Origin of the sequence: Pantoea sp. Seng (genome assembly GCF_009829935.1) — a bacterium.
In the GTDB taxonomy this organism is placed as follows: Bacteria; Pseudomonadota; Gammaproteobacteria; order Enterobacterales; family Enterobacteriaceae; genus Pantoea; species Pantoea communis.
On the sequence record NZ_SZZV01000003.1, the window covers coordinates 1 to 14,468 of the forward strand.

The 14,468-nt window shown below is 56.6% G+C and carries 6 protein-coding genes and 1 pseudogene; 2 read left to right on the forward strand and 5 right to left on the reverse strand.

The genetic code is table 11. The features are described from left to right. Positions 1–83: 83 nt before the first annotated feature. The 3 genes and pseudogenes from mdtC to FD737_RS03280 form a co-directional block, all read right to left on the reverse strand. Positions 84–3,152 (reverse strand): annotated as a pseudogene (gene mdtC / locus FD737_RS03270) (multidrug efflux RND transporter permease subunit MdtC). After that, positions 3,149–6,271 carry an MdtB/MuxB family multidrug efflux RND transporter permease subunit gene (locus tag FD737_RS03275; protein ID WP_160832690.1) on the reverse strand — a complete coding sequence of 1,041 codons (3,123 nt, stop codon included), beginning with the start codon at positions 6,269–6,271 and terminating at the stop codon, positions 3,149–3,151. Before FD737_RS03275 ends, mdtC begins: the two are co-directional and overlap by 4 nt. Beyond that, a complete protein-coding gene (locus tag FD737_RS03280; protein ID WP_160832691.1) occupies positions 6,271–7,497 on the reverse strand; it encodes an MdtA/MuxA family multidrug efflux RND transporter periplasmic adaptor subunit in 1,227 nt (408 codons plus the stop codon). The genes FD737_RS03275 and FD737_RS03280 overlap by 1 nt, the downstream gene beginning before the upstream one ends. Before the next feature lie 240 nt (positions 7,498–7,737). Here FD737_RS03280 and FD737_RS03285 point away from each other — a divergent pair, with 240 nt between their 5' ends. Next, positions 7,738–8,700: an aldo/keto reductase gene (locus FD737_RS03285; protein ID WP_160832692.1), complete on the forward strand. Its 963-nt coding sequence runs from the start codon at positions 7,738–7,740 to the stop codon at positions 8,698–8,700. A gap of 213 nt (positions 8,701–8,913) precedes the next feature. Beyond that, positions 8,914–10,254, forward strand: coding sequence for a carbohydrate porin (locus FD737_RS03290; RefSeq protein ID WP_034824836.1), 1,341 nt, complete (start codon positions 8,914–8,916; stop codon positions 10,252–10,254). Between the two features lie 137 nt (positions 10,255–10,391). Here FD737_RS03290 and yegD read toward each other — a convergent pair whose 3' ends face one another. Both yegD and FD737_RS03300 read right to left on the reverse strand, forming a co-directional pair. Next, positions 10,392–11,744, reverse strand: a complete 1,353-nt coding sequence (yegD, locus tag FD737_RS03295) for a molecular chaperone (RefSeq protein WP_160832693.1) — start codon at positions 11,742–11,744, stop codon at positions 10,392–10,394. Positions 11,745–11,806: 62 nt separating this feature from the next. Next, positions 11,807–14,371, reverse strand: coding sequence for a diguanylate cyclase (locus FD737_RS03300; RefSeq protein WP_160832694.1), 2,565 nt, complete (start codon positions 14,369–14,371; stop codon positions 11,807–11,809). Positions 14,372–14,468 lie beyond the last annotated feature (97 nt).

Consider the following 14,468-nt stretch of genomic DNA (forward strand, 5'->3'; position numbering starts at 1 on the left):
ACCTTGAGACATATAAACCTCCTTCATAGTGACTGGATAAAGTTTACTCGCTTTATGCTATGTAGCAAAGGTGTATAGCATGGTCATTCGGTAATCAATGCCGCTTTTTTACGCCGACTCAGCTTATCCATCATCAGAAACACCACCGGTGTGGTGTAGAGCGTGAGTAGCTGACTCATCACCAGGCCGCCGGCAATAGTGATGCCCAGCGGTTGACGCAGTTCGGCACCGTCGCCGCTGGTCAGCACCAGCGGCAGTGCGCCAAACAGCGCTGCCAGCGTGGTCATCAGAATCGGGCGGAAACGCATCTGGCAGGCCTGGAAAATGGCGTCACGCGCGCTGAGATTGCCGTTGCGCTGTGCCTCCAGCGCGAAATCCACCATCATGATGGCGTTCTTTTTCACGATGCCAATCAGCAGCAATATCCCTATCAGCGCAATCAAACTGAACGGCGTATTAAACAATTCCAGCGCCAGCAGCGCGCCCACGCCGGCCGAAGGCAGGGTGGAAAGAATGGTCAGCGGATGCACGTAGCTCTCATACAAAATCCCCAGCACGATATACACCGCCGCAATCGCCGCTAGCATCAGATACAGCTGGTTGGATTGTGACTGCTCAAACACCTGCGCCGTACCGGCAAAGCTGCCGCGTACGCTGGAGGGCACACCGAGCGCCGTCATGGTGCGTTCAACGGCGGCTGAAGCCTGAGATAACGACACACCTTCCGGCAGGTTGAACGAAATCGTTGAGGCGGCCGACAGACCTTCATGGTTGACCGACAGCGGCGCGTTAGCTGGTTGCCATTTGGCGAACCAGCTCAGCGGAATGGCTTTGCCATCGCTGTTGATCACGAACATCTGATCGAGGGCGCTGATATCCTGGGTGTAGCGCGGATCGACTTCCATCACCACTTTGTACTGATTGAGCGGCTGGTAAATGGTGGAGATTTGCCGTTGACCAAAGGCGTTGTTCAGCAGCGCATTGGCGACCGAGACTTCAATACCCAGCCGCGCCATGCTTTCCCGATCGTAGGTCAGATCCATTTCGCTGCCTTTGTCCTGCTGATCGGAGTTCACGTCCACCAGTTCTGGCAACGCGGCAAACGCCTGACGAATTTTCGGCTCCCACTCACGCAGGTCGGCGAGATTATCCGACAGCAGGCTGTATTGGTAGCTGGCGTTAGATTCACGTCCGCCGATGCGAATATCCTGCACCGCATTGAGATACAGGTTAGCGCCGGGCTCTTTCGCCAGCTTGGTGCGCAGGCGGGCAATCACCTCCTGCGCGTTTTCACTGCGTTCCGACAGCGGCTTAAGTGACACGAACATCGATCCGCTGTTGGTACGCGAACCGCCGGTAAAGCCGGTGACGTTATCCACCGCCGGATCGGCTTTGATGATGTTCATAAAGTCCTGCAGCTTGCCACGCATCGCCTGGAACGAAATGCTCTGATCCGCCGAGATAAAACCGTTTAAGCGGCCGGTGTCTTGTTCCGGCATAAAAGTTTTGGGGATCGAGATAAACAGATACACCGTCAGCCCGACGGTGGCGAGCAGTAGCATCAGCACCCAGATGGCATGATTCAGCACCCAACCCAGCGAGCGCGCGTAGCCGTTTTGCACGCTCAGCATCACTTTGGCAAAACCCCGCGTGCGCGGCTGGCTGCGCTTTTCCTGCGGCTTCAGCAGGTAGGCGCACATCATCGGCGTCAACGTAATCGAAATAAACAGCGAGATGAGGATCGCCACCGACAGCGTGATGGCAAATTCCGAGAAGAAGCGCCCGATAATGCCGCCCAGCATCAGCAGTGGCAGGAACACGGCAATCAGCGACAGACTCATCGACAGCACGGTAAAGCCCACTTCGCGCACGCCGGTTAGCGCCGCCTGTAGCGGTTTCATCCCCGCTTCAACGTGACGCGCGATATTTTCCAGCACCACAATCGCATCATCGACCACGAACCCGGTGGCGATGGTCAGCGCCATCAGTGAGAGGTTGTTGAGGCTGAATCCACACAGATACATGGCGGCAAAGGTGCCAATCAGCGAAACCGGCACGGCGGCGGCCGGGATCAGGGTGGCACGGCCGTCGCGCAGGAACACAAACACCACCAGAATCACCAGCGCCACCGCAATCATCAATTACTGCTCCACTTCTTGCAGCGAGGCGCGAATGGTGGGGGAGCGGTCTTGAGCGATCTGTAAATCGATGGCGGCGGGGATCACCTCATGCAGCAGCGGCATCTCGCTGCGGATGCGATCCACGGTTTCGATGATATTGGCATCCGGCGATTTGCGCACCACCAGCAGCACGGCCGGTTTGCCATTGGTCATCCCGGCGTTGCGCACGTCCTGCACCGAGTCCTGCACGTTAGCCACATCGCTTAGGCGGACCGCCGCGCCGTTGCTGTAATGCACCACCAGCGGCTGATATTCGCTGGCGGTTTGCAGCTCATCGTTGGTACGTACCTGCCAGCGCTGCTGCACATCATCAATCGCCCCTTGCGGACGGCGCTGGTTGGCATTGCTGATGGCAGTACGGACCGCATCCAGTGATACGCCCTGATTAAATAGCGCCTGCGGATTAAGATCGACGCGCACCGCAGGCAATGAACTGCCGCCCACGGTGACATCACCAACGCCCTGAATCTGCGACAGCTTCTGCGCCAGTTGCGTTGAGGCGTAATCATACAGCTGACCGGGATTATAAATGTCCGAGGTCAGCGTCAGGATCATGATCGGTGCATCCGATGGGTTGGCTTTGCGATAGGTGGGACGGCTTGGCATGCCGGTCGGCAGCAGGCTTTGGGCGGCGTTGATGGCGGCCTGCACGTCACGCGCGGCACCGTTGATATCGCGGTCAAAATCGAACACCAGAATCACGCGCGTGCTGCCGAGAGAACTGGTGGAGGTCATCTCACTGACACCGGCAATGCGCCCCAGCGAACGTTCCAGCGGCGTGGCGACCGAAGCAGCCATGGTTTCCGGCGACGCACCGGGCAGCGAAGCGGTAATCACGATCACCGGAAAATCCAGCTGCGGCAGCGGAGCGACTGGCAGCAGACGGAAACCGAGAATACCGGCCAGCGCGATTGCCAGCGTCAGCAGCGTGGTCGCCACTGGCCGATGGATAAACAGCGCGAAGAACTTCACGGCTGCGCCTCGGAACGCTTAAAGCGACGGCGCGTTGCGTGGGCCAGTCGGTCAAACAGCAGATAGATCACTGGCGTGGTAAACAACGTCAGGATTTGGCTGAGGATCAAGCCGCCGACCATGGCAATACCTAACGGATGACGCAGCTCTGCGCCAACACCGGTGCTCAACATCAATGGCAAGGCACCGAGCAGTGCCGCCATCGTGGTCATCAGAATCGGACGGAAACGCAGTAAACAGGCCTGATAGATCGCTTCACGTGGTGCCATACCTTGCTCACGCTCGGCGGCCAGCGCGAAATCGATCATCATGATGGCGTTTTTCTTCACGATACCGATCAGCAAGATAATGCCGATGATGGTGATGATATCCAGCTCGTTGCCGCTCAGCATCAGCGCCAGCAACGCGCCCACGCCCGCCGTCGGTAGTGTGGAGAGAATAGTGATCGGATGGATAAAGCTCTCATACAGCACGCCGAGCACGATATACATTGCCACCACCGCCGCAATAATCAGCCACACGGTACTGGTGAGCGCCGCTTCAAACGCCAGCGTGCTGCCCTGGAACTGCGTCATCATTTCGGCGGGCATGCCGACCTGATCTTCGGCTGCGCTGATGGCTTTCACCGCTTCGCCCAGTGAATAGCCTTCGGCGACATCAAACGAGAAGGTGGCTGACGGGAATTGATCGAGGTGGTTAATGCTCAACGCCGCATGACGCTCTTCGATCTGTGCGATGGCACTCAACGGCACGCTGCCGCCGTCCGTACTGGCCAGGCGAATACCGTCGAGACTGGCCAGGCCCGGCGTTTGCTCATTGTTCTGCTCCAGCACCACGCGATACTGATTGGCCTGAGTATAAATGGTGGAGATCAATCGTTGACCGAAAGCGTTATACAACGCGTTATCGACATCCGCCATGGTGATGCCGAGGCGGCTGGCACTGTCACGATCGACACGGATAAAGGCTTCCAGCCCCTGATCCTGCCAGTCGCTGCTGACGTCACGCAGCTGCGGTAAGCTATTGAGTTGTGCCAGCAGCTTCGGTACCCAGGTGCTGAGTGATTCCAGCGAGCCCGATTGCAGCGTGAACTGGTACGGCGTGCGGCTCGCCTGGGTTTCAATAGTCAGATCCTGCACCGGCTGCAGCCTCAGTGAGACGCCAGGCACTTTATCAATCTCTTGCTGCAGGCGTTTCTGTACCGCCGGAATGCGGTCATCACGCTCGCTGAGCGGTTTAAGGTTGATCTGCAAACGCGCGCTGTTCAGTGCCGCATTGGTGCCATCGACGCCGACAAATGACGTCATGCTCTGCACCGCCGGATCTTTCATGATGATCGACGCCACATCGCGCGTGCGTTCCGCCATGCTGCTGTACGACACCGACTGCGGCGCCTGCAAGGTGCCCTGAATAATGCCGTTGTCCTGCTGCGGGAAGAAGCCTTTCGGTATAGCAATCCACATCACTACCGTCAGCAGCAGCGTGCCGAGCGCCACCGACAGTGTGATCCACGGATGCTGCAATACGCGGGTCAGCCAGCGGCCATAACCGGCAATCACCCGATCAAACATCGCTTCACTGGCTCGCGAGAAGCGGTTCTGCTTGCGCAGCGATTCGGCGCTAAGCATGCGTGCACACATCATCGGCGTGAGCGTGAGCGACACCACGGCTGAGATCAGAATCGCCACCGCCAGCGTCACAGCAAACTCACGGAACAGGCGACCAATCACATCGCCCATAAACAGCAGCGGGATCAGCACCGCAATCAGCGAAAAGGTGAGGGAGATAATGGTAAAGCCGATTTCACCCGCGCCCTTCAGCGCCGCCGTCATCGGCTTTTCGCCTTTTTCGATATAGCGCGAGATGTTCTCGATCACCACGATGGCATCGTCGACCACAAAGCCGGTGGCAATGGTGAGTGCCATCAGCGTCAGGTTATTGATCGAGAAGCCGAGGAAATACATGGCCGCAAACGTCCCGACCAGCGACAGCGGTACTGCCACGGCCGGGATGATGGTGGCAGGCACGTTACGCAGAAACAGATAGATGATCATCACCACCAGACCAATCGCCAGCATCAGCTCGTGCTGCGTATCCGCTACTGATGCTCGGATATTGGTGGTGCGGTCGGTGAGCAGTTTCACGTCTACCGATTTGGGCAGTGTGGCGGTAAGTGAGGGCAGCACTGCACGAATACTATCAGCGGTGGCAATGATATTGGCACCCGGCTGGCGCTGTACGTTGAGCACAATCGCCTGCTGACGGTTAGCCCAGGCCCCGAGCCAGCTGTTTTCCGCACCTTGTTCAATGGAGGCAACATCACCAAGACGCACTGGCGCACCGTTGTTATAGCTGATGATCAGCTTGCGGTAATCCTCGGCGGAGGTCATCTGATCGTTGGCGGCCAGCGTAATCGATCGCGTTGGGCCATCCAGGCTACCTTTGGCGGAATTGACGTTGGCGTTGGTAATCGCGGTGCGCACCGTCTCGCTGGTCAAGCCTAACGCGGCCAGTGCCTGGGTGTTCATTTTCACGCGCACAGCTGGGCGTTGCCCGCCGGACAGCGTCACCAGGCCCACACCGGTCACCTGCGAAATTTTCTGCGCCACACGCGTCTCCACCATGTCCTGCACCTGGGTCAGCGGCATGCTGGTGGTGGTGACGGCGAGCGTCATGATCGGTGGGTCGGCAGGATTGACCTTGCTGTAGACCGGCGGGTTGGGCAGATCGCTGGGCAGCAGATTGGTGGCAGAGTTGATCGCCGCCTGTACTTCCTGCTCGGCGACATCCAAAGAGAGTGAAAGCTGGAACTGCAAGGTCACCACGGAGGCACCACCGGAACTCTGCGATGCCATCTGCTTCAGCCCTGACATCTGGCCGAACTGACGTTCAAGCGGGGCGGTAATCGAGGACGTCACCACATCCGGGCTGGCGCCGGGATAGAGCGTGACCACCTGAATCGTCGGGTAATCCACTTCGGGCAGCGCCGATACCGGCAGAAAGCGGTAACCGAGCACGCCCGCCAGCAGAATGGCAATCATCAGCAGCGTGGTCGCCACCGGTCTCAGAATAAACAGGCGTGACGGGCCGCCACTGCTGTCCTTAGGCATCACCTCCATTATTGACGCTCTCCGCGCGCAGGCTGGGCGGCGCGTGTGCTGTGTGTGGCGGTACTTTGCGGTGATACCACTTCAACGGTGGCACCTTCGGTCAGACGATCCAATCCGTCAGTGACCACGCGCTCACCGGCGTCGAGCCCGGCGCTGATTACCACTTTCTGGCTGTCCTGCAAGCCCGCCGTTACGCGCTTCTTGCTCACTTTGTTTTCGCTGTTGACCACCCAGACAAAGTGACCGTCGTTGCTCATTTGTAGCGCAGCCGTTGGGATCACCACCGCATCCTGCAGCGTGTCCACTTTCAGACGCGCATTCACAAACTGATTGGGGAACAGCGTGTCATCCTGATTATCAAATCGCGCTTTGAGTTTGATGGTGCCGGTAGTGGCATCAATCTGGTTATCTAGGCTGAGCAGGGTGCCGCTGGTGAGCAGGGTTTTGTTGCTGCGATCCCAGGCTTCGACTATCAGCGGCTGGCCGCTTTTTTGTGCCTTGAGGATCTGGCTGATGTTGTTCTCGGCGACGCTAAACACCACGTCAATCGGATGGGTTTCAGTGATCACGACCAGGCCAGTGGTATCGCCGGACGTAATGTAGTTGCCGACATCGACCTGCTTCAGGCCCACGCGACCGGAGATCGGCGCGGTAATGCGGCTGTAGGTGAGATTGAGCTGCGCGCTGGCGACGTTGCCTTCATCGGCTTTAATCGTGCCCAGCGTTTCACTCACCAGCGAGCGTTGCGTGTCTAGTTCCTGCTGCGACACCAGTGAGGTTTTCGCCAGTTTTTCATAGCGACTGAGATCGCGGCGTGCATTGGCCAGCGTGGCCTGATCTTTTGCCAGCTGGCCTTGTGCCTGAATCAACGCCACCTGATACGGGCGGGGATCGATTTCGGCAAGCAGTGCACCCGCTGCCACCTGCTGACCTTCCTGGAAATGTAGAGCCATCAGCTGGCCATCAACGCGACTGCGAACCGTCACGGTATTGGCGGCGGTGACGGTGCCAAGCCCGCTGAGATAGTAGGGCACGCTCTGGGTCGTTGCAGCAGCGGCCTGCACCGGTGCTAAAGGACGGCGATTTGCGCCGCCTGCGCCGCGGCCATGATGCTGCTGGCCTTCGGCTTGCGGCTGCTTACTCGGTTCCGCAGGATGCTGCCACCAGTAATATCCGCCCGCGACTGCGGCGATCGCGACAAGTGTTATCAGGCTTGTTTTCAGTCGACTGTTCATCTGCTTGCGTGCTCTCCAGCGGTTTCGTATTCCCCAAATGCGAAAGCAAAATGGCCGTTTCGCAAACGAAATGATTGTAGACGCCCGGGCCGGGCAAAAATTGAAGGAATTAAGAATATCTCCGCTAGCGGGCTAAGTATTCATATTGTGTAAACATTTTGGCAGGAAAACGCATAAGCGCAGCGATTTCCTTTGCTAAGCTCAAAGGCAGTCATGTCTCGTTTCAATAAGGAGAACAAAATGAGTCAACAGAAAACCTGTCAGCTTGGCGACAGTGGTATTCAGGTTCCGCTTCTCACTTTTGGCGGCAACGTTTTCGGCTGGACAGTCGACGAGAAAACCTCGTTCTCACTGCTCGACGCGCTGGTGGAAAAAGGGCTGTTCTTTATCGATACCGCGGACGTTTATTCGCGCTGGGCTCCCGGTAATGAAGGGGGCGAGTCTGAAACCATCATTGGTAAATGGCTGAAAAAAAGCGGCAAGCGCGACAGTATCGTGCTGGCGACGAAAGTGGGGATGGAGCTGTCTCCGGAGAAAACCGGGCTAAAACCGGCTTACATCCGTCAGGCAGTGGAAGATTCGCTGCGTCGTTTGCAAACCGATGTGATCGATCTCTATCAGGCGCACCGCGACGACCAGGATACGCCGCTGGTCGATACACTGAAAGCCTTTGATTCGCTGATTAAAGAAGGCAAAGTGCGTGCAATTGGCGCCTCCAACTACAACGCAAAACGCCTGCAGGAAGCGCTGGATATCAGCAAAAAAGAGGGGCTGGCGCGCTATGAAACGCTACAGCCAGAATACAACCTGTATGACCGCCAGGAGTATGAAGGTGGGCTGGAGCAGGTGGCGGTTAAAAATGGCCTCGGCGTGATCAACTACTACTCGTTGGCCAGCGGATTCCTGAGCGGCAAATACAAAAAGCCGGAAGATGCCAGCAAGAGTAAACGCGGGCAGGGCATCGTCGAGAAGTATCTTAACGAGCGCGGCAAGCGCATTGTCGAAGCGCTGGAGGATGTGGCGGCTTCACACGATGCATCAGCGACTCAGGTCGCGCTGGCGTGGCAGATTGCTCGTCCGAGCATCACCGCACCTATCGTCAGTGCCACCTCGCTGGAGCAGATTAACGAACTGGTGAAAGCCACTGAGTTAGAGTTGAGTAAGCAAGAGATCGAGGAACTGGCGAGCGCTAGTAAGGCGTAATCCTCACGGGACGCGACGGCGTCCCGCTTTATTTTGTTTTTTTGCCATGCAAAAAATGCCATTTCTGTAAAAACATATTCATTCATAGACCCTTGTCACAGTTGCGTTAATTAACTATCACCCTGCCAATGAGTGCGCACATATTTGCAAAAATTGACATAGCGCCAGCACTATCCTCTGTTCGACCCTTTCCCGTTACATCACAAAAGAATAATGATCATGAACAGAAAAAAAGCAGTGCAGCATATGCCCCGTCTGGCAGCGGGCACCCTGATGTTTGCGATGTTGAGTACATCAGCAATGGCGGCTGATGCATTCAGCTATGACTCACCTTACATGTTCGGCGATTGGGGTGGTTCCCGAACGCAGCTGGAAAAAGACGGCATCAAATTCGACGTCAACTACACCATGGAGAGCGCTTCTAACCTCGGCGGCGGCGCGGATACCAACACTTCCATGCGTTACAGCGATCAGTGGGCGTTTGGCGCCAACTTTGACCTGGAAAAACTGCTGAACTGGCAGGATGCGCAATTCCAGATGACCATCACTGACCGTAATGGGCAAAACATCTCCGATCAGGTCGCCGATCGTCGCACGGGCATGCTCTCTTCAACGCAGGAAGTGTATGGCCGTGGACAAACCTGGCGCCTGACGCAGTTCTGGCTGAGCAAAGGTTTGTTTGATGACGCGGTTAACCTGAAAGCCGGTCGTGTCACTGTCGGTGAAGACTTCGATAACTTCGACAGTAAGTTCCAGAACCTGGCCTTTGGTAGTGGTCAGGCGGGTAACTGGCGTGGCGATCGCTGGTTTAACTGGCCGGTTTCCCAGTGGGGCGGCCGTGTGAAATTCAACATCACCCCGGAAGTGTTCTTCCAGGTCGGCTTTTATAACCAGAACAGTTCCAACTACGATCGCGGCGATGGCTTCCGTCTCGACACCAGCAATTCCGAAGGCAATATGGTGCCGGTGGAACTGGGCTGGAAACCGACTTTCGGTGCCGACAAACTGCCGGGTAACTACCGTATCGGGTATTACTACTCGTCAGCCAACAGCGATAACTATGGCAGCTGGCGCGATGGCGCTTATCAGAGCCAGGATCACGCCTACGGTGGCTACGTGCTGTTGCAACAGCAGCTGACAGCGCAGGGCGGTGACGCCAGCCGTGGTTTGGGCGTGACGGTACAGGCAGTGATGAACGACCACAAAACCTCGAAAACCGACAACTACCAGTCCATTAGCTTCACCTGGAAAGGGCCGTTTGATGCGCGTCCACAGGATGAAATCGGTGTCGGTGCGGCGCGTATCCACGTGAATAGCGCCTATACCCGTTCGCTGCGTGAGCAGAACAACGCTAACGGCGAAACTGACTTCAACAGCCCGACCTATTTGCCGATTCAGGATGGCTCGGAATATAACTATGAGATCTATTACAACGCTCAGCTGACCAAATGGCTGCAGCTGCGTCCGAACCTGCAGTATGTGGTGGCACCGGGTGCAGTGAGTGAAGTGAAAGATGCGTTTGTCGGTGGCATTGCGGCGAATATTAATTTCTGATTCGCGGATGCACATGAAAATGGCGGCCAGGGTGGCCGCCATTTTTTGTCGCTTACCCATAGTGGCACAACGCCATTCGCCTCAGCCGGCGAGTCAGTCGCTTGTGCGGTGGCCGAGGGTGCAGGTCGCGGTTGCGATTAACGGAACATCACTTCTGCCCAGCGCGCCAGACCGGCGGTCACTGAGCCAAAGTCATCACCACCCGCAATTGGCGTGTCCGGCAAGGCCTGCTGCAATGCCGCACGCAGCACTGGCGAACGTGCACTGCCGCCGGTCAGGTAGATCACTTCCGGCTTGGTTTCACAGGTGGCGAGTGCCAGATGCACCTGCTCCAGGATGCGCTCCAGTGGCTGGTTGATGGCTTCTTCCAGTTGCGTGGCGCTGATATCAGCCTGCAGTGACTGGGCGATAAACGCCAGCGACGCTTCGGTTTCCGGCAATTCGGACAAGGCGATTTTGCTCTCTTCCGCCGCACGCACCAGACGATAACTCAGCTTCTGCTGCCACACTTTCAGCAGGTGCGCCACTTTGTCACCTTGCTCTGCATCGCGAATCAAATCGCGCAGCAGTTTACCGCTCGCGGCAGAGTAGAAGTCGCTTTGCGCCGGAACATCGTTAATCGCCACCGCGTTCCACCACGGCAGTGCGGGCAGGGCGGTGCCTTTTTGCGTGTTACCGCCCAGACCCAGTAAAGGCATCAGGGTTTTGAACGCGAGGATAATATCCAGATCGTTACCGCCCACGCGGCAACCTGAATGGCCCAGTAAACTTTCGCGGCGGTCGGTTTTATTGCGCCACTCTGGACCCATCAACAGCATCGAGCAGTCGGTGGTTCCGCCGCCGATATCGACCACCAGCACGCGCGTTTCTTTCTCTAACGTTGCTTCAAAGTCCAGCCCGGCGGCAACCGGTTCAAACTGGAATTCCACGTCGCGGAAACCCGCACGCTTCGCTGCACGCAACAGAATACCCTGCGCCTGCTGGTTTGCCTCTTCGCCGCCAAGGCCCTGGAAGTTGATCGGGCGGCCGATCACGGCTTGCTCAATCGGACGGTCGAGTTGGGTTTCGCCCTGCTGGCGAATGTGCAGCATCATGGCGCACACCAGATCTTCGAAGAAGGCGATTTGCTGTGGTTTTAAGCCGTTGGCACCAAGGAAGGATTTCGGTGATTTCACGAACCACACTTCTTCCGGGTCCACCATATATTGTTGCAGCGCGGTCAGGCCGAACTGCACGCTGCCTGGCGTGACATCGATATCTTCTTCACGGTTGTAACGCAGTGCGCGCTGTAACAGCGCGGTACCTTCGGTATCCGGTGTCGGCACCTGATGATGGCGGTGCAGCCATTCGCTGATCGCTTCACGCGTGGGTGCACAAATCATGGAGGGAAGCAGACGCTGACCGTTCTCCAGTGTCAGCAGGCGCGGTGTACCGTTATCGCTCACTGCGATAGAACAGTTGGCCGTGCCGTAATCGAATCCAATGAACATTTTATCCCCCATGCCAGAAAAAAGGGGGCGACTTTAGCGCAGCCAGCGCGGGCTGGCAATGATCACATTTGAACTTCCTGATAAACGTGATATTGACCACGGCCCGCATGTTTTGCGCTATAGCAAGCGACATCCGCCTGTGACATCACCACATTGCTGATGCAGTTGTTCTGATCAATCTGCGTGATACCGGCGCTGGCGCCCACGTGATAAGGGTGATCGTGCCACAGGAAGGTGTATTCGTTGACTGAGGTGACAATGCGCTGAACCACATCGCGCACCTGGTCAACGTCACTGTTAGGCAGCAGCACGCCAAATTCATCGCCACCCAGACGCGCCAGCAGATCGCTGCTGCGCAGGTGCTTTTGCATCAACTCTGCCAGTTCACGTAGCAGCGCGTCGCCTGCCGCGTGACCTGCGCTGTCATTCACCGCTTTGAATTTATCCAGATCGATAAACACCAGCACATGCTGAGTGTTGTTGGCCGCAGCATCGTTCACCACGCGTTTGAGTTGCTGTTCAAAGCTATGGCGATTCGGTAGCCGCGTCAGCATATCGTGTGAAGCACTGTAGCTGAGGCGTTTCATCATTTTGCGTGATTCACTGACATCCTGAATAACCATCACCGCACCGATGCTGGCGCCGGTGAGGGTTTTCAAAGGGGTAATGCTGTAGTGAATCTCTACCTGCACACCCTCCGGCGTGTGCAGCACCAGCTCTTCTTCCAGGTCGGGTGAGGTTTTTATGCCCGGCAAGTTACACAGCAGCAAATTCTCTACGCGCGGACCGTTAGCACCGCGCGTGATATTTAACAGCTCGCTTAACGCCACTCCCGCCGCTTTTTCCTGAGGCCAGCCGCTCAGCGTTTCGGCCACCGGGTTCATAAAGGTCACGCGCATCTCATCGTCGGTACTGATCACCGCTTCGCCAATCGAATCGAGGGTGATCGCCATACGCTCTTTTTCCTGGAATAGCGCTTCGTTGAGGGCGCGCAGTGGTGTAATGTCCTGACAGATGCCGAGCATGCGTTCGATTTGACCATCCTGGCTGAGAATGCGGTTAGCCTCGGTGCGCACATAGCGCGAGCCACTGGGCAGATTGACACGGTATTCCATTTGGAAAGCGCTGCGCTGTTCAATCGCCTGCTGCACGATGAGTGCGGCCGTTTCGCGTTCTGTTGGTTCTATCAGATGCAACCACACGTCATAGGTGGGCACCTGATGCGGACCGAGCGCAAATAGCTCGTACATGCGCTTGTCCCACAGCATCTCACCGCTCAGCAGGTTCCACTCCCATACGCCGATACCGCCCGCCTCGTTAGCCAGCGTGATGCGTTCCATCAGGCGGCGATTCACTTGTTCACTCTGTTTGAGTTCAGAAATATCGACTATCTGCGCAATAAAATAGAGCGGCTGGTCTTCAGCATCGCGCACCATAGAAACCGTGAGGCGCGCCCAGACAATTTCGCCATCTTTGCGGAAATAGCGCTTCTCCATGGTGTAGCTCATGATGTCACCCGCCACCAAACGCTCCAGCTGTTGCAGGTCGCTGTTGAGATCATCAGGATGGGTAATCTGCTGGAAAGTGAGTTTTTTCAGCTCGTCAGCCGGAAAGCCCAGCGTGTGACATAGCGATTGATTGACCTGCTGCCAGCCGCCATTGGGCGACACCAGCGCCATGCCAATCGCCGAATACTCCATCGCATGGCGGAAGCGGGTCTCCTTCTCGCTGATATGATGCTTTTCGCGCTGGAACGCATCCATCACCAGCGCCATCACATGACTGGGTAGCAGCACTAACAGGAATGGTAACCAGTTGCTGACCTGGCCGAGTAACAGACCGGTCTGTGCCAGGTTAACGAAACTGAATGCCAGCAGAATGGAGATAAAACTGGCATTGAGAAAGAACAGTAAAAAGGCTTCGAACTTCGGTAGCCGCACCGCGCACCAAAACAGGATCACCACAATAAAGGTGAACGGCCACGGCAGAAAACGCAGCGACAAATAGCTGGCGAGCAGGGTGACGAACAGTGTCAGCAGCGTTTCCAGCTGACGACCGGGGGTGATTAAGTGACGCAGCGGCTTGTTGGGCCATAACAACAGCACGGGGCCGAATGCCAGCACGCCAATCACTTCGGAGATCACCCAGGTAGAAAAGAAGGGCAACGACGCACGATGCCCCACCTGCAGCATCCAGACCGCCACCACACCGCCAATCAGCGGCGCAATCAACCCGGCGCAGACGGCAAATCGCACCCAATCGAGCAGCGAATTCAGGGGATTTCTGCGATCCAGCAGCGCGCGCAACATCAGGCCGCCGAGAATGGCCTGCAGCATATTCAGGATGGCAAATTTAAGGTTGCTCAGCGCCGGACCAATGACGATTAAATTGGCCAGCGAGGTGCCAATCACACAGCTGAGCAGCAGCAACGGAACATGTTTTGAGGGGGCGCGAAAAACCACCACCGTCATCAGGGCGGTGGAGTACCAAAGCGGGGAAATACGTCCGCTTACAACGATAAGTTCGAGACAAAACAGCGTCAGTAAAAAGGCTAATGCTCCCAAAAATAGAGCATTGAGCCATTTTCTTTGCGGTCGATCCTGTGAGGTCAATATTTCGAGGGTCATGCACGAATCCAGCAGCGCGCATTCGTTACAGGTCGAAAAATGCGCCAATCATTCTCTGTTTTGCATGCTAGCACATCTGCATCAGATGTCTGCGCAG

Excerpts from the sequence above, each read along its gene's own strand:
- FD737_RS03290 (WP_034824836.1), top strand. The coding sequence starts at position 8,914 with ATGATCATGAACAGAAAAAAAGCAGTGCAGCATATGCCCCGTCTGGCA.
- yegD (WP_160832693.1), bottom strand. The coding sequence starts at position 11,744 with ATGTTCATTGGATTCGATTACGGCACGGCCAACTGTTCTATCGCAGTG.
- FD737_RS03280 (WP_160832691.1), bottom strand. The coding sequence starts at position 7,497 with ATGAACAGTCGACTGAAAACAAGCCTGATAACACTTGTCGCGATCGCC.
- FD737_RS03275 (WP_160832690.1), bottom strand. The coding sequence starts at position 6,271 with ATGGAGGTGATGCCTAAGGACAGCAGTGGCGGCCCGTCACGCCTGTTT.
- FD737_RS03285 (WP_160832692.1), top strand. The coding sequence starts at position 7,738 with ATGAGTCAACAGAAAACCTGTCAGCTTGGCGACAGTGGTATTCAGGTT.
- FD737_RS03300 (WP_160832694.1), bottom strand. The coding sequence starts at position 14,371 with ATGACCCTCGAAATATTGACCTCACAGGATCGACCGCAAAGAAAATGG.